Here is a 19,176-nt window from a genome sequence, read left to right as displayed (position 1 = left end):
AATGCTCCTGTAATAAGCGCGTTTTCTGCTAAGCATCCACTCATTAGCAAACGTGTATTTGTCGCTTGGGCTTGCACGCGCGACTGATTAGGATGGGCCTCGAAGCGTCATCAGCCCGGAGGTTAATCGCCATGTCCGACAGTGCCTGTTTCAAGCCGCGTGTGATCGAGCCGGTCGTCGTCAATCAGCCGGAAGGACTGGGGCTTGCCGTGGAGTTGTGGCTTGCGCATCCCGTCGATGGGATCGCAGGGCGCGCCGTGCAGATTCATCTGCGCAGCGATGCGAAGATGGCGCAAGCCGAGTCGCTGCGCGACCTGCTTCATGCGCTGGGAACGGAGATTGTGGTGGCTTGAGCGTGCGCTTCGCGCCGTGCTTTCCGATGCGATAAAAAAACGGCGGCCGGGTTGCCCCGGGCCGCCGTCCTCAAAGAGCGCTCATGCGCGCTCTTCGAGCGTATCGCTGAAGCTCAATCTCACGCTCAAGGCTCAAGGCGCAGATAGCCTTCTTTCGAAGGATCGCGCATGCGCAGCGACACGAGACCTGCGATCGCGCACAGCGCGGTCACATACCAGTAGAACGTGGACTCGCTGCCCACCGATTTCAGCCACAGCGCGACGTATTCCGCCGAACCGCCGAAGATCGCATTGGCCACCGCATACGACAGACCCACGCCGAGCGCGCGCACTTCCGGCGGGAACATTTCAGCCTTGATCAGGCCGCTGATCGACGTATAGAAGCTGACGATCGCCAGTGCCACGACGACAAGGCCGAAGGCCGCATACGGGCTCGTCACGTCTTTCAACGCGTGCAGCAGCGGCACCGTGCCGATGGTCGCAAAGAAGCCGAAGAACAGCATCGAACGACGGCGGCCGATGCGATCCGACAACGCGCCAAACGCCGGTTGCATGATCATGTAGACGAACAGCGCCGCGGTCATCACGTTGCTGGCCGTCTTGGCGTGCATACCGGCCGTGTTGACCAGGTACTTCTGCATGTACGTCGTGAACGTGTAAAAAATCAGCGAGCCGCCGGCCGTAAAGCCGAGCACCGTCGCGAATGCACCCTTGTGCAACCACAAGCCGCGCAGCGTGCCGGCTTCCTTGCGTTGGCGCGTTTCAGCCGTGGTCGTTTCTTCGAGCGATTTACGCAGATACAGCGCAACCAGCGCCGCCAACGCACCGATCACGAACGGCACGCGCCAGCCCCACGCTTTCAGTTCTTCGGTGGAGAGGGTTTGTTGCAGGACCACCAGCACCAGCAGCGCGCACAACTGGCCGCCGATGAGCGTGACGTACTGAAACGACGCGAAGAACCCGCGACGGCCCTTGAGCGCGACTTCACTCATATAGGTGGCGCTGGTGCCGTACTCACCGCCCACCGACAGGCCCTGGAACAGGCGCGCGACCAGCAGCAGCGCCGGCGCCAATGCGCCGATCTGCGCATACGTGGGCAACACGGCGATCACGAGCGAGCCGCCGCACATCATGAACACCGACACCATCATCGCGGTCTTACGCCCGTGCTTGTCGGCGAGCCGGCCGAAGAACCAGCCGCCGATCGGGCGCATCAGGAAGCCCGCGGCGAAGACGCCGGCGGTGTTGAGCAACTGCGTGGTGGTGTTGCCGCTCGGGAAGAAGGCCGGCGCGAAATACAGCGCGCAGAACGAGTACACGTAGAAGTCGAACCACTCGACTAGATTGCCCGATGAAGCGCCAACGATCGCGAAGATGCGGCGCCGGGTGTCGTGTGCGTCGTAAGTCCTGGCCACGGTTTGGTCGGATAGGTCGGTCATGCTGTTGTCTTCCTTGTCTTTTAACGGAGGTAGCGGTCGTGGCGCCGCCTTCACAACACGCGCATCGAGGTGCCGCGATGGCACCTATAGCGCGCGTGCGCGAATTTTACAGAATGGCAAGGGAAAGATGGGGGGTTGTTAGGGGCAACGGGGCACTGGGCGGCATGATGCTGCAGCGCGGCATCGGTTATGGCTTGTCGGCTTTCAGCGCGTACCAGCTTGGCCATTGCTGCCTGATCAGTGCCTTGACGTTACCCACACTCGCGATCAGGTCTTCGACAGCCTTAACCGACGGCGGCGGCGCAGGCGATTCATAGATTTTCTCGTTGCGTTGCCGCGCGGCGTATTCAATCTCCGAACGGTCGTCGAGATCGAGGTCCGGTTTGACGTGATCGAGCAAGGTTCCGATTACCTTAATACGGTGGCCATCCCCGCCGCCTGGCGCCAGGCCATGGATGTAAATAAATCCAACCGCCAACGCGTGCACCGCTTCATAGGCATTGGCATAGCGCACGATGGGCGAATGTCTGTCGTCCTTTGCCGCCTGGAAAAACGACGCGGCGTTGCGGCGAAACTGCACGGCGTTCGCCGCGGTGAACGGCGTCTTACGGACGTACGCGGCGTTGAGCATGCCGGTTAGCTTTTCAGTCAGTTGAAGTGGAAACATCGAGCATGATTTTCGGGCCTTGATCGATTGACTCTAGCACGGGATCCGAGCGGCGCTTTTGCTCCCACTCATGCTCCGGGTACACGCTCATGTGGATTTCCCTGCCAAGCGCCTCACCTGCCACGTCGAGTTCGCGTTGCACGCGGCCGAGACGCGCGTCGCCGATCACCATGACGTCGATGTCACTAGCGGACCCAGCCGTTCCAGCGGCCATCGAGCCGAAGATGAACGCGTACTTTATTTTGTCGCTGATCATGGCCAGCGCGCGCTCGATCGGCTCCTTCAGGCCAAAGCTCTTGACCGCGATTTGTCGCAGCTCCGGGTAAAGCGGATGCTGAGTGTTCGCCTGGTAAAGCGCACGTCCGCCGGACTGCTGAAGGACCACGTCACCTGCAAGCAATTTCGCGACGAAGTCCTGAGTGGAGCTTCGGCCGCCGCCGGTCAACTCGAACAATTCAGAAAGCGAATAAGCGCGTTCCGGGTTCAGAACAAACGCGCCCAGAATGCGCTGCTGTTTAGGTGTGAGAAGAAAGTCCGCGAGCATCAAATACCCTTTTTCGGTACTTTGTTACCGGAAATCGGTATTTGAAATTAAATACCGGAAACCGGTAAAATAGTACCGTTTTCCGGTAAAAGACGCAATGCGACGGCGGCATCGCGCATGTCGTCATCGAGCACCGAGAACAGACGCATCTCGCGGATCAGATGCGGCGGATGTCGCTCATCCCGAGAGGCTCGTTGCAAGCTCTTCGAACCCGGCTTCGTGAGCGTCACGCATTAACGCTTCGACTTCAGGCAAGGTGCGGCGCACAAGTGCTCGCGCCGATCGCGGAAGCTCGGCGCAGGCGTCTTCGATGTCGCCGGTGCGATGTTCACCGAGCATGGCCAGCAATACCGACGCCTGGCGCACATCCTTTTGCGACTTGACGAGCGTGTTCGTTCGCAGGCGCGACACGAGTAGTTTGTGAATGGCAAAGCGGGCTGCGTCAGGCACGCGCACGGGCACAGCGCCATGCCGTGACACGAGCGTTCCGGCCTGGGATCGGCCTAGCAGGTAGGCCAGATACGGCAAGCCCGTGGCATGCGCATTGAGCTCGGCCACAGGCACCGTGGGAAACGAATCGTCATGCGAGGGAACCAGCAAGTCGACATGAAAGCGCGACTTCCCTGCCTCTGTAAACGATGTGGACGCCTCGCCGCGTTTCATGGCAGGGACCGGCACGAAGTTAATTCCAGTCTCCTTGAGCATCGCGAGCAGTCCGCCTTCGGGAAGATTGACGAGCGCGAGCTGATGCCGGCGCGCGATATCGATATCCTCGGTCTCGTATGAGACGGCCTTGATGCCGAGCGAGTTGAGAATCACGGCGTAAGCGTGCGAGCCGACCAGCACAGCCCCGGCCTCGAAAAGGCCGTAATTGTAAAGAACGCCGACGGTAGCGTAGGTTTTGTTGTCTGCCAGTTGAAAACCCAGCTTGCCGAGATCGCGGATTCGCGAGATGAGATCCTTGCTCAGATCGATGCGTTGCCGCACCTCCTCCACCCGGCTATCCACCTCTGGATCGCCCTTTGGACCGCCAAGGCTCTCCTCCTGCTTCTTGCCTTCCGGCCCCATGTACTGACGGGCGTAGTAGATAGCCCCGCCCCGTTTATGTTCGATAACCGTTCCGGGCGCGCCCATCAGGACCTTGTCCTGAGTGGCCGCGGCCTGTTCGATGTTGGCGAACTGGGAGCAGTAGGCTTGCTCTTGCTGCTCGTAGAGAGGAAAAGGCGGCATGGGACCTTTCAGTAATTTTTTATATTTTACTGAAAAATGCCCGTCTGTGGTTTTTTCAGTACTTTTTCACGAATTACTGAAAAACGGAGGCCAGGCGACCAGCCAGACTCCGAATGACGAAAGCCCCTGTTCGTCATAGACAAACAGGGGCTTCGGACACATCAGAAAACCAGCCTCCACGCGACAAGGCCGAGCGAACTCAAACCCTTATCGCCGGCGGCACATACTTACACTCATACCGCTTCCTCACCGTGCCATTCTCATCGACGCTTTCCAGGTAGACGTCGAACTGCCACAAGCGCGCCATGTGCTTGAGCACTTCATCGCTGTCGCCGGACAGATGCCGGTTGTCGCTCATGAAATGCCGCAGCGTCAGACTCCGGTCGCCCCGCGTATTCACCGCCCACACCTGGATATTCGGCTCCCGATGATGCATGTCGTACTGCCGCGACAACGCCTGACGCACGTACTGATACCCGCTGTCGTCATGAATCGCGGACACTTCGAGCGCATCGCGCATGTCGTCGTCGAGCACCGAGAACAGACGCATCTCACGGATCAGATGCGGCGACAGATACTGCGCGACGAAACTCTCGTCCTTGAAGTTGCGCATCGCATAGTGCATTGCCTGCAGCCACGGGCTGCCCGCCAGTTCGGGGAACCACTTGCGGTCCTCCTCCGTCGGCGATTCGCAGATCCGGCGGATATCGCTCATCATCGAAAAGCCGAGCGCATACGGGTTAATGCCGCTGTAGTACGGTTTCGTGACCGGCGGCTGGTAGACCACGTTGCTGTGCGAATGGAGAAACTCCATCATGAAGCCGTCTTCCAGCTTGCCCTGGGCATACATCGTGTTGAGCAAGGTGTAATGCCAGAACGTCGCCCAGCCTTCGTTCATGACCTGGGTTTGCCGCTGCGGATAGAAATACTGGCCGACCTTGCGCACGATGCGGATCACTTCCCGCTCCCACGGCTCGAGCAGCGGTGCGTTCTTCTCCGCGAAATACAGCAGGTTTTCCTGCGGCTCCGGCGGATAACGCTCCTCGATTTCCTCCGGCAACGGCGTATGCCGGGTCGGCAAGGTGCGCCACAGTTCGTTGACCTGCGATTGCAGATAAGCCTCACGTTCGCGGCGCGCCGCAAACTCCTTTTCCAGCGACAGTTTCTGCGGACGTTTGTAGCGGTCCACGCCGTAATTCATCAACGCATGGCACGAGTCGAGCAGCTCCTCCACCCGGTCAAGCCCGAAGCGTTCTTCGCACTCCGCGATGTAATTCTTCGCGTAGACGAGGTAATCGATGATCGCGTGTGCATCCGTCCACAGCTTGAACAGATAGTTGCCCTTGAAAAACGAATTGTGGCCATAGGCCGCGTGCGCGATGACGAGCGCCTGCATCGTCATCGTGTTCTCTTCCATCAGGTAAGCGATGCAAGGGTTCGAATTGATGACGATCTCGTACGCCAGCCCCATCTGCCCGCGACGGTAGCTCTTTTCGGTGGAGAGAAAGTGTTTGCCGAACGACCAGTGACGGTAGTTCACCGGCATGCCGACGGACGCGTAAGCGTCCATCATCTGTTCGGCGCTGATGAGTTCGAGCTGGATCGGATACACGTCGAGTTCATATTGCTCTGCAACACGGGCAATATGCGAGTCGTACTCTTCGATCAATTCGAAGGTCCAGTCGGACGGGCACGGCAGAGGCCGTCTATCGGCTACGTTCATACGGACTTCCCTTTGCCCCTCAGTGGGCGTTCCGGTGTGTCCCCGTGCTGCAGCGGCGTCGACTGCTCCGGCTGCGGCGGCTCCCGTATCGTCCGCCTTCGCCTCGGCATGCCCCGACTGTTGCTGCTGCGGCACGCCTTTCCCGCGCGCCGGCTGATCGCCGCGCGCTTCGTTGTGCAGGGGCTTTGCCGTCATGAAGACGCCACCTGCTTTTCAAACAACTCCCGAAACACCGGATAAATGTCAGCCGCGGTCTCGACCTTCTTCATCGCCATGTGCGGCTGGCTCAGCGCCAACTGTGCATATTCGAGCCACAAGTTCTGCTCTTCCGGCGTAACCTGGATATACGCAAAATAGCGCACCTTCTCCAGGATGTCATCCGAAAGTATCTTGCGGCACTTGGGCGAATCGTCGGTCCAATTGTCGCCGTCAGAAGCCTGAGCGCCGTAAATATTCCATTCAGTCGGCGAATAGCGCTCGTCCATCACCTTCTGCATCAGCTCCAGCGCGCTCGACACCACCGTGCCGCCGCTTTCCGTCGAATGAAAGAACGTGTCTTCGTCGACCTCTTCGGCGCGGGTGTGGTGGCGAATGAACACCACTTCGATCTTTTCGTAGTTACGCTTGAGGAACAGATACAGCAGGATGAAAAAGCGCTTGGCGAGATCCTTGCGCTGCTCGTCCATGGAACCGGACACATCCATCAGACAGAACATCACCGCCTGGCTGGACGGCGTGGGCTGCTTCACCCGGTTCACGTAGCGCAGATCGAACGGATCGATAAACGGAATGCGCCAGATGCGCCCGCGCAAATGGTGGATTTCCTCTTCGAGCAGTTTGATCTCCTCGCGCCGGTCGTCCGGATCGGCCTTCATCACTTCGAGTTGCCGTTCCATCTCGTGCAACTGATTGACGAGCGGCGCACCAAGCGCAATCCGGCGGCCGAGCGCGCTGCGCAGCGAACGGACCACGTCGATATTGTTTGGCGTGCCTTCGGCCGCCCAGCCGGCGCGGATGCTTTTCCACGTGGGCACGGCCATCAGATGGGTTTTGACGAGACGCGGCAGTTCGAGGTCGTCGAAGAAATACTGCATGAATTCTTCGCGGCTCAGCTCGAACACGAAGTCGTCCTGACCCTCGCCCTCGTTGCTCGCCTGGTTGCCCCCGCCTCCGCCGCCGCCCCCTTGCGGGCGCTGGATCTTGTCGCCGCGGATGTAGTCGGAATTGCCCGGATGCACCATTTCCCGCTTGCCGCCGGGACCATGCCGGAACGACGGTTCCGCGATGTCCTTGCGCGGGATGGTGATGCTCTGGGTGTTCTGAATATCCTTGATGCTGCGATCGCGAACCGCTTCCGAGACGGCGCGACGAATGTAGTTTTTAACGCGACGTAAAAAACGCTCGCGGTTTGCAATGCTCTTGTTCTTACCAGCTAACCTGCGGTCGATGATTTGATGAAGCACGCCCGGTCTCCAGTATCGACCGGAGTTGGCGCTTCAGCGCTTACTCCGGTCCTATGCAGTCGCAATTTCCGCTGCGCGAGACGCACGTTGCAATAGGCATGTCCGCAAACACAACGCTATGTCCATGCAACTTGCGCTTCGCAAGGTGCCCGCGCGGTCGGACCGCGCGGGCGGCACGCAGTGCGTATCATGACGACTTGCGCACGCGCAGATACCAATCACACAGCAAGCGCACCTGCTTCGGCGTATAGCCCTTCGTCACCATGCGATTGACGAAGTCTTCGTGCTTGCGTTGCTCTTCCGCCGAACCCTTGGCGTTGAACGAAATCACCGGCAACAGCTCTTCCGTGTTCGAGAACATCTTCTTTTCGATCACGACGCGCAGCTTCTCGTAGCTGATCCACGCGGGATTCTTCCCCGCATTCGCAGCCCGCGCACGCAGCACGAAGTTCACGATCTCGTTGCGGAAGTCCTTCGGGTTGCTGATGCCCGCAGGTTTCTCGATCTTCTCCAGTTCGGCGTTCAGCGCCGCGCGGTCGAAACTCTCGCCGGTGTCGTGGTCGCGGAACTCCTGATCCTGAATCCAGAAGTCTGCATACGTCACGTAGCGATCGAAAATATTCTGACCATACTCGGAATACGACTCCAGATACGCGGTCTGAATCTCCTTGCCGATGAACTCGGCATAGCGCGATGCCAACACGTCCTTGATGAACGACAGGTACTTCTGTTCGGTTTCCGGTGGGAACTGCTCGCGCTCGATCTGCTGTTCGAGCACGTACATCAAATGCACAGGGTTCGCCGCGACTTCCGTCGAATCGAAGTTGAATACGCGTGACAGGATCTTGAACGCGAAGCGGGTCGACACGCCGGTCATCCCTTCATCCACGCCCGCGAAATCACGATACTCCTGATACGACTTGGCCTTCGGATCGGTGTCCTTGAGATTCTCGCCGTCGTACACCTGCATCTTCGAGAACAGGCTGGAATTTTCCGGCTCCTGCAAGCGCGTGAGCACCGACATCTGCGCCATCATCTTCAACGTACCCGGCGCGCATATCGCACTGGCCAGCGACGAATTGCGCAGCAGCTTCTCGTAGATCTTGACCTCTTCACCGTAGCGCAGGCAGTACGGCACCTTCACAACGAAGATCCGGTCGAGTAGTGCTTCGTTGTTGCGGTTATTTCGGAACGCCTTCCATTCCGACTCGTTCGAGTGAGCGAGGATGATGCCATCGAACGGGATCGCGCCGAAGCCCTCCGTGCCCTTGAAGTTGCCTTCCTGAGTCGCGGTGAGCAGCGGGTGCAAGACCTTGATCGGTGCCTTGAACATTTCGACGAACTCGAGCAGGCCCTGGTTCGCAAGGCACAGGCCACCGGAGTAGCTATATGCGTCCGCATCGTCCTGCGCATACTGTTCAAGTTTGCGGATGTCGACCTTACCGACCAGCGACGAAATGTCCTGATTGTTTTCGTCACCCGGTTCGGTCTTGGCGATACCGATCTGACGAAGGATCGACGGGTAGCGGCGCACCACGCGGAATTTGCGGATGTCGCCGTTGTATTCGTGCAGGCGCTTCACCGCCCACGGGCTCAGAATGTTTTTCAGGTAGCGGCGTGGAATACCGTATTGCTCTTCGAGGATCGGACCGTCCTCGTCGTAATCGAACAGACCGAGCGGCGACTCGTTCACGGGCGAGCCCTTGATCGAGTAGAACGGCACGCGTTCCATGAGTTGCTTCAGACGTTCCGCGATCGACGATTTACCGCCGCCGACCGGTCCCAGCAGATACAGAATCTGTTTCTTTTCTTCGAGCCCCTGGGCCGAGTGCCGGAAGTAGGCGACCACCTGCTCGATCACTTCTTCCATTCCGTAGAACTCACGGAATGCGGGGTATACCTTGATGACCTTGTTCGCGAAGATACGCGACATGCGCGGATCGTTGCGAGTGTCGATCTGTTCTGGTTCACCGATTGCCGTCAACATGCGTTCGCCAGCCGTAGCGTACGCGGCGGGATTGTCTTTGCAGAGCGCGAGATACTCCTCGAGCGAGAGCTCATCTTCTCGCGTTTTCTCGAAGCGGGTCGCGAAACTGCTGTAGATATCCATGCTACCTCCTCGCCGAAGTCTAGACCGATGTCGTGCGCGGCGCGCTATTCGGAAACGACATCGCTCGAATTCATCCTAAACCCTTTTAAATTTTTTTTCACGAACTACGTTGCGAAAATCGCGCCGTACCCGCCTCCCAACATTCCTCACTTGGAAACACAGATTCGCTCACCTACAATCTTCCGCTCACATCACAGCGAATGTGCAGCGATCTCCGGCTCACGTTACTGCCTCTCCTGCGCCCTCTGCTCGCCATGATGACCAGCACGGCTCGCTATGCTCCGTTACACGAATCGTCTCGTTCATCGAACGATCCCACTGCTCTACCAGACGGCCTGTCTGCATGCGCACACTTTCTTGCATTGAGCACGGACGTCATGCGTTTTCTATGCCCGGAACCTTTTTTCATCAACGCGCGGCATCGCCATTTGGTCTACAGCGACATGCGCTGTGTTACATGTTCGTTCGCCGCGCTGACCTGAGACGCTGTTCACCGACGCATCTGCAAGCAGTTCGTCAACGCGCTGGCGGTATTGTTCCGCACTATTTCGCTTGAAGCGGGGTGTGTTGCCGCCCGCTTGCTGCCCATGCCTGCCTCGCGTAGTAACCGCGTCGGCGATATGGTTAGCCGCATGTATAACTGGATCACGGCAGCGCATCGGGTCGCTTCATAGGTGTATACGGCTAAGCGCGCAGTGCGGATGCTGCGGCAAATGTAAAACGGCCGCCCGTGGGCAGCCGTTTGCCTGATACTTCGTAATCAGCGGTTACAAGCGGACCATGACGAGCGCGCCGTTACAAGTACACGACGACACGCTCAGGTCAGTTCAATCTCCACTTCCCCAAGGCCGTCGATGTGGCCGCGCACGATGCCCGGTTTGTCCACATTGTGCGCACCGACGTATGAACCGGTGGTGAGCGTCCATTCCGGCTCGATTGTGATGCCCATGGCGGCGCAATGGTTGACGAACCACACCAGCAGTTCACGCGGGTCGCCGGCCGGATTACCCGTGGCTTCGTGCACCAGCGAGTTGCCGTCGAAACTCAGCTCGAGCTCGGGCGATACGAAATCGAAGCTGCGTGCAAGGCCCGCATAGGCAACCGGATGACCGGTGATCAACGCGCCGTTGTTCTGTGCGTCGGCCAGTTGCGCGAGCGGCGCGACATTGGGCCACTCGGCAAAGCGGCTATCGACGATCTCGATGGTCGGCAGCACGACGCCGACCTTCGACAGCACCTCGTCGCGCGCATAAGCCCGGCCGCGCGGCTCGATCGCCTCGGCGAAACGAAAGGCGACCTCCAGCTCCACCAACACCCGGAAAAAGCCGGTATGGGCCACCCGTCCGGGCGACGGCAGCACCAGCGAAGCCGGGATCGGCGCGCCCGCGGCGGCCCCGCCAGGCGCTCTGGCGCCGATCTTCCACGCGCCCGTCGAGTCGCCGAGGCCCACGATGACGGCCTGCTGGATCGCGTACGCGGTTGCCGCGTCAGGCGGCAGGCTGTCGGGTGGGGGCGCATCGATCGGGCGATGCTGCCGGCGGGCTTCGACGAGGCGGTGCGCGAGGTCGTATGGCGTCATGTCGGTCCTTTATGGCTGGCGCGTTGAGCGTTGGGTTGCCGCGCTGAGTTGCAGCAGTTGGGAAAAGCGGGCTCACGGTCCGCGCGCTGACTGCCTGTCGCGGCAAGGTTGCCGGTACAAGCGGTAGTCGCGCCCGTCAATGTACCGGATCACGACGCTTGCCAGGGTGTAGACAACGCTTGTGAACGTTACTTAGTCCGCAGACCATGAAAAAAGACCGCGGTTGCAGGCGCAATCGCGGTCTTTGTCGTCATGCGGCCGATCCGCACAAGCGTCGTTCCGTCTGATGCATCATCGGGAACGAATGTTGCAACGCTCAGAAGGTTTCCCAATCCTGATCGCTTCCGGCGCTCGCCGTTGCCCGGGCCGGTGTCTTCGCCGGCGCGGCGGCAGCCGGTGCCGGTGTCGCTGCGGGCGCAGCAGGTGTCCTGGCTACCGGGGTGGCTTGTGAGGCGGAATGTGACACCTTCCGTGCCGCCATTGGGCGAACCGGCGCAGTCACGCGCTTCGGCGCCGCGCTCACCGGCGCCTTGAAGCCGCTTTCTTCGAGCTGGAACACCGCGACCGCGGTACGCAGCTTGCCGGCCTGATCTTCGAGCGAAGACGCTGCTGCAGCGGCTTCCTCGACCAGCGCGGCGTTCTGCTGTGTCACCTCGTCCATCTGCGTGACGGCGCGCGCCACCTGGTCGATGCCGCTGCTTTGCTCTTCCGAGGCCGCCGCGATCTCACCCATGATGTCGGTCACGCGCTGCACCGCACCGATGATCTCGGTCATGGTGCGGCCGGCTTCGTCGACCAGCGCCGAGCCGGACTGCACACGTTCCACCGAGGTGTCGATCAGTTCCTTGATTTCTTTGGCCGCCGCCGACGAGCGCTGCGCGAGGCTGCGCACTTCGCCTGCCACCACGGCGAATCCGCGCCCTTCTTCGCCGGCCCGCGCCGCTTCCACTGCCGCATTCAGGGCCAGGATGTTGGTCTGGAACGCAATCCCTTCGATGATCGAGATGATGTCGGCGATCTTCGCCGAACTCTGATTGATGTCGCCCATCGTGCCGACCACCTGGCCGACCACCGCGCTGCCCTTGTTGGCAATCTCGGACGCATTGGCCGCCAGCGAGCTCGCCTGGCGAGCGTTGTCGGCGTTCTGCTTGACCGTGCCGGTCAGCTCTTCCATGCTCGACGCGGTTTCCTGCAGCGCCGAAGCCTGCTCTTCCGTTCGCGAGGACAGGTCGATATTGCCGGCCGCGATCTGGCGCGTGGCCGTCGCAATCGATTCACTGCCGCTGCGCACCGTACGCACCGTTTCGGTGAGGCTGCGCTGCATTTTGGCGATACCTTCGAGCAACTGCCCCATTTCGTCGCGCGAGGTGACCACGACCGGGCGGCGCAGATCGCCAGCGGAGATCGCGTCGAAATGGCCGAGGGCTGCGTCGAGCGGGCGGCCAATCGCGCGGCTGAGCGTCAGGTAGGACAGCGCGGCGGCAAGCACGCCGACCAGCAGCGCACCGGCGCTCACCATACGGAACACCTCGAAACTGCTTTGCGCGGAGTCGAAACCTTGCCTGGCCGAGACGAACTGGAACTTGCGCAGCGCGTCATCCGAGGTGGAGAGGTCGTTGTATGCCGCCTGCAAGCGCTTGGCACCGTCGACGATCTTGCTCTGGTCGTTCGCCGTGACGATTGCCGCAAACGAGTCCAATTGCTGATGCAGCGCGTCGCGTTTGGAGACGACGTCCTGCGCAAGACGGTCTTCCTCGGTGTCGCGCGGCAGATCCATATACTTTTTCCACCACATGTCGGACTCCACGCGCATCGCACGCGCGCGCTCCATCGTCGACGCCACCTCCGGCGTGCCGAGCATGAACGCGGCCCGGTCGAGCGCCAGCCGTTCGCGCGCCGCATAGAGCTCGGCGTTGCCGATATCGACCGCGCCCGGCATTGCGTTGGTGAACGTGTCCTTGTAAGCGTCATTCGAACGGCTCATGCCGAACAAACCGAAAACGCCGATGGCGACTAGCAGCGCGGCGAGAAAAGCCATCGTGAGGCCAATCCGCGCCTTGATCGTGATGCCTTTGTTCAACATGCTCGTTCCTGTACTTAACAAATGAGAAGCTGCGTGCGCAGCGCGGGGTAGCGTGTGGCTCTGCGTACATGGCGCCGATTTGAGGCCGCGCTCTAATAGTCGTGTTTACGGCATCTGATCTGCATACTTGAAGGATTTATATGGTATGAAGAAAGACGTTGTAAGCAATTGGAAGAAATTACAAAGCGCTGACAGGCCGCGCTCATGCGGATGTCACGCAGCGCTTCTGACATTCAGGGAATTGAATTCAGGCGGCTCGGAAGACCGAACGCGGATAGGCGAGACGGATTCAGGCGGGGTTCAAACGAGATTCAAGCGGGGTTCAAAACGGAACCCTCGACCTGCGGAGCGCAACGGCGCGCTTGAAAACGGGCACGAAGCACTCGCGCCCGAATCTGTGCCCAACTCCCGCGCACGATCCATGCATGGCGGAAAAGCGGCATCAAAACCGAACGCGAGGCTTTTCGGCTCGCGCCCGGCAACGCAATCATCGATATCAGGCCGCCAGATCGCGCCTCGCCACGCCGGCCCATGTCGAGGTCGATTCGCGCACGATCAGGCGCGGCGACACGACGCGCCGGCGCCCCAGCGCGCGCGGACTGCCCGACGACGTCCCGGCAATGCGTTCGATCAGCGTCTGCGCGGCCATGTCGCCAAGCGCGCGGACCGACTGGCCGACCGTCGAGAGCGCCGGATAGGTGAATCGTCCCAGTTCGATATCGTCGAAACCGATGATCGAGCAATCGCGCGGCACGCTGATATTGCGCTCCGCCGCGGCGCGCAGCGCGCCGATGCCCATCATGTCGTTGCCGGCAAAAATCGCCGACGGCTTCACCGTGTCGAACAGTTGTCCCGCCGCGCGATGGCCGCCCATCCCCGAAAAATCGCTTTCGACAATCGCCCCGGCCGGAATCTCGATACCGCGCTCGGTCATGGCGCGGATGAAGCCGTGTACCCGCATGGCGCTCACCGCCGTCTTCACGGGCCCGGTGATGCAGCCGATCCGCACGTGCCCCAGTTCGAGCAGATGCCGCGTTGCAAGATAGCCGCCCTTCTCGTGGTCGATCTGCACCAGATCCGCGTTCACACCCTCGATATTGCGGTCCACGACGACCAGCGGCTCGCGGGCGTCGGCAAGCGTCTGCGCCAGCACCGCGTCGTCGCCCGCGGAGGCGACGATCAGTCCGTCGATACGCTTTTCCTGCAGTACGCGCAGATAGTTACGCTGCTTGGCCGGATCGTCGTCGGAATTGCAGAAGAACAGGCAGTAGCCGTTGCGCGAGCAACCATCTTCGATACCACGCGCCATCTCCGCGAAATACGGGTTCGTACTGTTCGGCACCACCAGACCGATCGTCGCCGTCGCCCGCGCCTTGAGCGAGCGGGCCACCGCCGACGGTACATAGTGAAGCTGACGGATCGCGTGTTCGACCTTCGCGCGCACGTCGGCCGACACCGGCCGTGAGTTGTTCACCACGTGCGATACCGTCGTGAACGACACGCCTGCCACGGCCGCTACATCCTTGATCGTCGCCATAACCTGTTGCTCTCCTGCCTGTTGTTCCCGCCGGCCACGCCATCTGGCAACCCACCGGACGTCTTCCTCGAAGACAGACCACACCCATGAATACTTGCCTTACCGCACTGATTGGCGATCGCGCCGAACGTCTCGTACGTCAGAAAGGCGATCCGGCAGCGAGAACAGCACGATCATCGCCAGCAGTCCGCCGGCGAGGCTCAGGTAATTCGAAAAGCCGAGCCGCGTGCCGGCCGCCTTGTCGCTTACCTCTGGATTTAACGGCGGCTCAGCAGGTTTCTTGAGCGGTTATTGAATTGACGCGGATTCGCCTGTCTTGTGCCATGCATTCAGCAGGCAGCGGCGTGAGCGCGAGCCCGCGTGCCTCGGCGTGTTGCGGTGCTTCTTGCGAAGCGTATTTCGGTACTGACTGCCCGACGCTTACTTTGTCACGAGGTCGCACGGCGTTTCCACCACGCCGGACAGCTGCGACTGCTTCTTGCGCTCGCTGATCGCCTTCAGTGCGGTGTCGATACCGAACACGGCCTGCTTGGCGGCGTACTGGTCCGCGGTGGCGAGCACGCGACCGTCCTTGAGCATCGGCTTGATCGCGTTGATGTTGTCGTAGCCGACCACCAGCACCTTGCCCTGCTTGCCGGCCGCGCGTACGGCCGAGACCGCGCCGATCGCCATGTTGTCGTTGCCGGCGAGGAGCGCCTTCAGGTTGGGATACTCATTGAGCATGGCCGACGCCACCGCGTTGCCCTTGTCGATTTCCCATTCGCCCGATTGCACCGACACGACCTTCGCGCCGACGGTCTGCATGGCGTCCTTGAAACCCGCGGTGCGTTGCTGCGCGTTGGTGGTGGTCGACACGCCTTCGATAATGCCGACTTCATCGCCCGCCTTCAGCTTTTTGGCCAGATAGTCGCCGACCTTCTGCGCGCCCTTGCGGTTATCCGGGCCGACGAACGGCACGTTCAGGTCTTTCGACTTGAGCACGTCCGGGTCGAGCCGGTTGTCGATATTCACGACGATGATGCCCGCGTCGATGGCCTTCTTGACGACCGGCACCAGCGCCTTCGAATCAGCCGGGGCCAGCACGATCGCATCGACCTTCGAGACGATCATCTGTTCGACGATGCGGATCTGGTTCGCCGTATCCGTCTCGTCCTTGATACCGTTGGTGATCAGGTCGAACTGCGAGGCATTGTGTTTCTGGTAGTCCTTCGCGCCGGTTTCCATGGTCAGGAAGAACTCGTTGGCGAGCGACTTCATCACCAGCGCGACCTTCGGCTTATGGGCCGGCGTAGTTTGCGCGTAAGCGGAGGAAAACGGCAAAGCGGCGGTGGCGGTGACGAGAACAGCGGCCGCCAGCATGCGGCGGCGAATGCGATGGCTCATGCTTATCTCCAGGGTTTGTCGGGCTCGCGGGCGAGCCGTATTTTTAGTGACGCGCAAACGTTTGCGAGGCCTATTCTCAGCGTGCCCTTCTAGGAATGTCAACGATTCGCAGTGTTGCGGGGCACCGGCCCGCAGAAAGTGCGTCGATGCGATGCGCTCGATGGCTTCGGCGTAGTGTCGCGAATAGGCGCACCGGCAGGCTGTGTTCTGGCAACGGTTCCTCGCTCAGTTTGTGCGTGGCAGATTTACCGCCGGCTGCAAGCTTAGCGGCCGGCGGGCCGCCTATGCTGGACTTTTATTGCGCACGGTGCAAGCGGGAATTAAGCGCAGCGATGGGCTAACGGTGTGTCAAAGCCAGCCGGACTTGCGAAAGCGCCAGTACAGGATCAGATCCACGGTCGCCATCACGGCAAGACAGACTGGATAGCCGAACTTGTAGTGCAACTCGGGGATCGTCTGGAAGTTCATCCCGTAGATACCGGCGATCATGGTCGGCACCGCGAACAATGCGGCAAACGAGCCGAGCCGCTTGGTCACCTCGTTTTCGACGAGCGAGATCATCCCCAGATTGACCTGCACCGCGGTCACAACCAGTTCGCGCCGGCCATCGATGATTCTGACGATCCGCTCGAGATGGTCGTAGACGTCGCGGAAATAGGCTTGCATGCCTTCGCAGACGCTCGGAATCCGGCCGCCCGTCAATTTGCCGATCGCTTCCTGAAGCGGCGCGATGTGGTGCTGCAGGATCACGAGACGACGTTTCAGCGAATACAGATCCTCGATGATTGCCCGCGACGCCACCGAATTGTTGCGCTCGAAGATGCGGTCTTCGAGCGCCTCGATCTCGGTGTTCATCGCCTCGACGATCGGAAAATAACGATCGACGATGTCGTCCGCCAGCGCGTACAGCACGAACGCCGAGCCCTCCTTGAGCAATTGCGGCTCGCGCTCGCAACGGGCGCGAACGTTCTGGAACCCGGCGCGCGTACCGCGGCGCACCGACAACACATAGTTGTGCCCCACGAACACGTCGACCTCGCCGATCAGCAGCTCGCCCTCTTCGTCCATTTCCACGGTATGCATGACGGCGAATAGCGACTCGCCGTACTCCTCGATTTTCGGACGCTGATGGCCGTTTTGCGCATCTTCGATCGCGAGTTCGTGCAGGCCGAACTCGTGCTGCATCACGGCCAGTTCTTCGGGCCCCGGGTCTTTGAGCGCAACCCAGACGAAGCACTCGGGCCGCGCCACGTAGTCGCTGATGCTATCGATATCGATATCGGCCAGCTTCCGGCCGTCCTGATAGGCGGCGCAATTGATTAGCATGTTGGATTACCTTGAAAACGGAACAGATCGGCCGGCTTCGCACTATGCGTAGGCCTCACACCAAGTCTGCATAAACGGATACACGATGCCCGCCATGTTAAGGGCTCTGCGTGACTGTCATGTATCCAATTGTTAAACGGTCAGACTGGAAACATAGCTAAAGCTTGCTTGCGGCAGCGGGCACTGTTCGCCACTGTTCAACACGCGCCTGCCGCAATCCCGCGTTGTCAGACCCGGCCCTGCGCTATTGCGCAACCCTGCGCAAAGCGATGCCGTGATCGTCGCCGAAGGTGACCGACGCGCGGTTCGTGTAGCGTGTATCGGCCGTGACCGTAAAGCGCATTTCCACGACCGGATCGAATTGCGTGGAGACACCGATGCGATGCACCCCCGGGCTCAGATAGAAGACCACATGTTCGCCGTTCATCAGATCGGTGACCTGCTCGCCGTCGATATACACCAAGGCATCGCGGAACCGGACGATAACGTCGCGGGAACGCTCGCGCCGCACGTCCACGGCGACCAGTCCGGTTCCCGGCTCCGTGTAACCGGGCTGGACGATGCGCGCTTGCGGCACCTCCTTGAACGGGACGGGCTCGGCCGGTGTCGAGGCGCAACCGGCGAGCAACGCGATGGCCAGCGCAAGCAGCGCGGCCTTGCAGCGGAAGTGCGGACGCATCGGCATGCTGGGTCTCCCGTGTTGTTGGTGGTGTTGCTCCTGTTATAGGCGCATTGCGAGATCCTGGCCGAACGGCCAACCGTCTTTGCGCCCTCTTGCGCGCTGCCGCGTTCTTCTTCATGATCGCTGCAAAGCGCTGCGCTGTGGGCGCCGCGCGCTGCGGATTTACCCTCGGATCCGCCGCGCACTATCTTTATCCGCCTGCATGTTTGCTTCTCTGTACCGACTATGCGTACTGCCTCACCGGCTACCTCGCCGGACATACGATCAAGGAGACCGCGATGTGGTATTTCACCTGGATTCTTGGCATCGGCGTGGCATTGGGCTTCGGCATCATCAATGTGATGTGGCTGGAGGCCAGCGGCAAATTCGCGCGTGACCCGCAGCACGCCGGCAGCCCGGCCGCCGCGCCCGAGGACACGTCTTCGTGACCCACCTGGTTTTCTTCTGCGGTCACGCCGGCACCGGCAAAACCACCCTGGCGAAGAAGCTGATCGGCCCGCTGATGCAGGCGAGCGCGACGCCCTTCTGCCTGCTCGACAAAGATACGCTGTTCGGCGGCTACAGCGCGGCCGCCATGGCCATGCTGACCGGCGATCCGAACGACCGCGACAGTCCGCTCTTTCTGCAACATCTGCGCGATCCCGAGTATCGCGGCCTGCTCGATACCGCCCGCGACAATCTCGAGCTCGGCGTCAGCGCGCTGGTGGTCGGGCCGCTCTCGCGCGAAGTGCGCGAGCGGCGCCTCTTCGATCGCGCCTGGCTTGGTATCGGCGCGGACGTGACGCTGCGGGTCGTATGGGTCTACACGTCCGAAGAGATGGCACATCAGCGCATCGTCGCGCGTGGCAATCCAAACGATGCCTACAAACTCGCGCATTGGGACGAGTATCGGCAGCGCCGCTTCGTGCCGAGCGGTGACATTTGCGAAGACCTGTTGATGTTCGACAACACCGCGCCAACCCGCGCGGATTACGAAGCGTTGCTCGCATGCCTCGTAGACGAGCCGCCTGTGGCGCCTGCGATGCTGCCGCCGCTGCCTGTGTAGCAGCCTATGTCA

The 19,176-nt window shown here is 60.7% G+C and carries 16 protein-coding genes and 1 pseudogene; 3 read left to right on the top strand and 14 right to left on the bottom strand.

Annotated features, from left to right (window positions below; genetic code table 11):
• Window positions 1-131 precede the first annotated feature (131 nt).
• Window positions 132-353, top strand: a complete 222-nt coding sequence (locus M0D67_RS28780; RefSeq protein WP_054039606.1) for a hypothetical protein — start codon at window positions 132-134, stop codon at window positions 351-353.
• A gap of 125 nt (window positions 354-478) precedes the next feature.
• On the opposite strand, the gene M0D67_RS28775 is transcribed toward M0D67_RS28780, so the two are convergent.
• The 14 genes and pseudogenes from M0D67_RS28775 to M0D67_RS28710 all read right to left on the bottom strand — a co-directional run bounded on the left by M0D67_RS28775 (window position 479) and on the right by M0D67_RS28710 (window position 18,122).
• Window positions 479-1,792 (bottom strand): MFS family transporter, encoded by a 1,314-nt coding sequence (locus tag M0D67_RS28775; protein WP_266240623.1) that lies wholly within the window; start codon window positions 1,790-1,792, stop codon window positions 479-481.
• Between the two features lie 187 nt (window positions 1,793-1,979).
• Complete coding sequence (locus M0D67_RS28770) at window positions 1,980-2,459, bottom strand: hypothetical protein (protein WP_266240622.1); 480 nt, start codon at window positions 2,457-2,459, stop codon at window positions 1,980-1,982.
• Complete coding sequence (locus M0D67_RS28765) at window positions 2,437-3,003, bottom strand: nucleotidyltransferase domain-containing protein (protein ID WP_266240621.1); 567 nt, start codon at window positions 3,001-3,003, stop codon at window positions 2,437-2,439. The genes M0D67_RS28770 and M0D67_RS28765 overlap by 23 nt, the downstream gene beginning before the upstream one ends.
• A 177-nt stretch (window positions 3,004-3,180) precedes the next feature.
• Window positions 3,181-4,233: a GSU2403 family nucleotidyltransferase fold protein gene (locus tag M0D67_RS28760; RefSeq protein WP_266240620.1), complete on the bottom strand. Its 1,053-nt coding sequence runs from the start codon at window positions 4,231-4,233 to the stop codon at window positions 3,181-3,183.
• 199 nt (window positions 4,234-4,432) lie between these two features.
• Window positions 4,433-6,151, bottom strand: a complete 1,719-nt coding sequence (locus M0D67_RS28755; protein ID WP_154563801.1) for a SpoVR family protein — start codon at window positions 6,149-6,151, stop codon at window positions 4,433-4,435.
• Window positions 6,148-7,419 carry a YeaH/YhbH family protein gene (locus tag M0D67_RS28750; RefSeq protein ID WP_168435845.1) on the bottom strand — a complete coding sequence of 424 codons (1,272 nt, stop codon included), beginning with the start codon at window positions 7,417-7,419 and terminating at the stop codon, window positions 6,148-6,150. The genes M0D67_RS28755 and M0D67_RS28750 overlap by 4 nt, the downstream gene beginning before the upstream one ends.
• A 187-nt stretch (window positions 7,420-7,606) precedes the next feature.
• Entirely contained in the window at window positions 7,607-9,529 is a 1,923-nt protein-coding gene (locus tag M0D67_RS28745) for a PrkA family serine protein kinase (RefSeq protein ID WP_154563799.1), read from the bottom strand.
• A gap of 817 nt (window positions 9,530-10,346) precedes the next feature.
• Window positions 10,347-11,108 (bottom strand): hydratase, encoded by a 762-nt coding sequence (locus M0D67_RS28740; RefSeq protein ID WP_154563795.1) that lies wholly within the window; start codon window positions 11,106-11,108, stop codon window positions 10,347-10,349.
• Between the two features lie 316 nt (window positions 11,109-11,424).
• The gene (locus M0D67_RS28735) at window positions 11,425-13,191 is read right to left on the bottom strand and encodes a methyl-accepting chemotaxis protein (RefSeq protein ID WP_154563793.1); all 1,767 of its coding nucleotides are present in this window, start codon (window positions 13,189-13,191) and stop codon (window positions 11,425-11,427) included.
• A gap of 496 nt (window positions 13,192-13,687) precedes the next feature.
• Window positions 13,688-14,728: a LacI family DNA-binding transcriptional regulator gene (locus M0D67_RS28730; RefSeq protein WP_154563791.1), complete on the bottom strand. Its 1,041-nt coding sequence runs from the start codon at window positions 14,726-14,728 to the stop codon at window positions 13,688-13,690.
• A gap of 107 nt (window positions 14,729-14,835) precedes the next feature.
• Window positions 14,836-14,974: pseudogene (locus tag M0D67_RS28725) on the bottom strand (ABC transporter permease); the annotation flags it as partial.
• A gap of 174 nt (window positions 14,975-15,148) precedes the next feature.
• Window positions 15,149-16,111, bottom strand: coding sequence for a sugar ABC transporter substrate-binding protein (locus M0D67_RS28720; RefSeq protein WP_154563789.1), 963 nt, complete (start codon window positions 16,109-16,111; stop codon window positions 15,149-15,151).
• 348 nt (window positions 16,112-16,459) lie between these two features.
• The gene (gene corA, locus M0D67_RS28715) at window positions 16,460-17,437 is read right to left on the bottom strand and encodes a magnesium/cobalt transporter CorA (protein WP_154563787.1); all 978 of its coding nucleotides are present in this window, start codon (window positions 17,435-17,437) and stop codon (window positions 16,460-16,462) included.
• 244 nt (window positions 17,438-17,681) lie between these two features.
• A complete protein-coding gene (locus M0D67_RS28710) occupies window positions 17,682-18,122 on the bottom strand; it encodes a hypothetical protein (RefSeq protein ID WP_154563785.1) in 441 nt (146 codons plus the stop codon).
• A 275-nt stretch (window positions 18,123-18,397) separates the two neighbouring features.
• On the opposite strand from M0D67_RS28710, the gene cydX reads away from it, so the two are divergent.
• Both cydX and M0D67_RS28695 read left to right on the top strand, forming a co-directional pair.
• Entirely contained in the window at window positions 18,398-18,547 is a 150-nt protein-coding gene (cydX, locus tag M0D67_RS28700) for a cytochrome bd-I oxidase subunit CydX (RefSeq protein WP_154563835.1), read from the top strand.
• Window positions 18,544-19,164 carry an ATP-binding protein gene (locus M0D67_RS28695; RefSeq protein ID WP_168435844.1) on the top strand — a complete coding sequence of 207 codons (621 nt, stop codon included), beginning with the start codon at window positions 18,544-18,546 and terminating at the stop codon, window positions 19,162-19,164. The genes cydX and M0D67_RS28695 overlap by 4 nt, the downstream gene beginning before the upstream one ends.
• The last annotated feature ends 12 nt before the right edge of the window (window positions 19,165-19,176 follow it).

The organism is Paraburkholderia sp. SECH4 (assembly GCF_030511745.1).
GTDB lineage: Bacteria > Pseudomonadota > Gammaproteobacteria > Burkholderiales > Burkholderiaceae > Paraburkholderia > Paraburkholderia madseniana.
The sequence above is the reverse complement of the archived record's forward strand: the minus strand, read 5'-3'. Positions and strand labels throughout refer to the sequence as shown.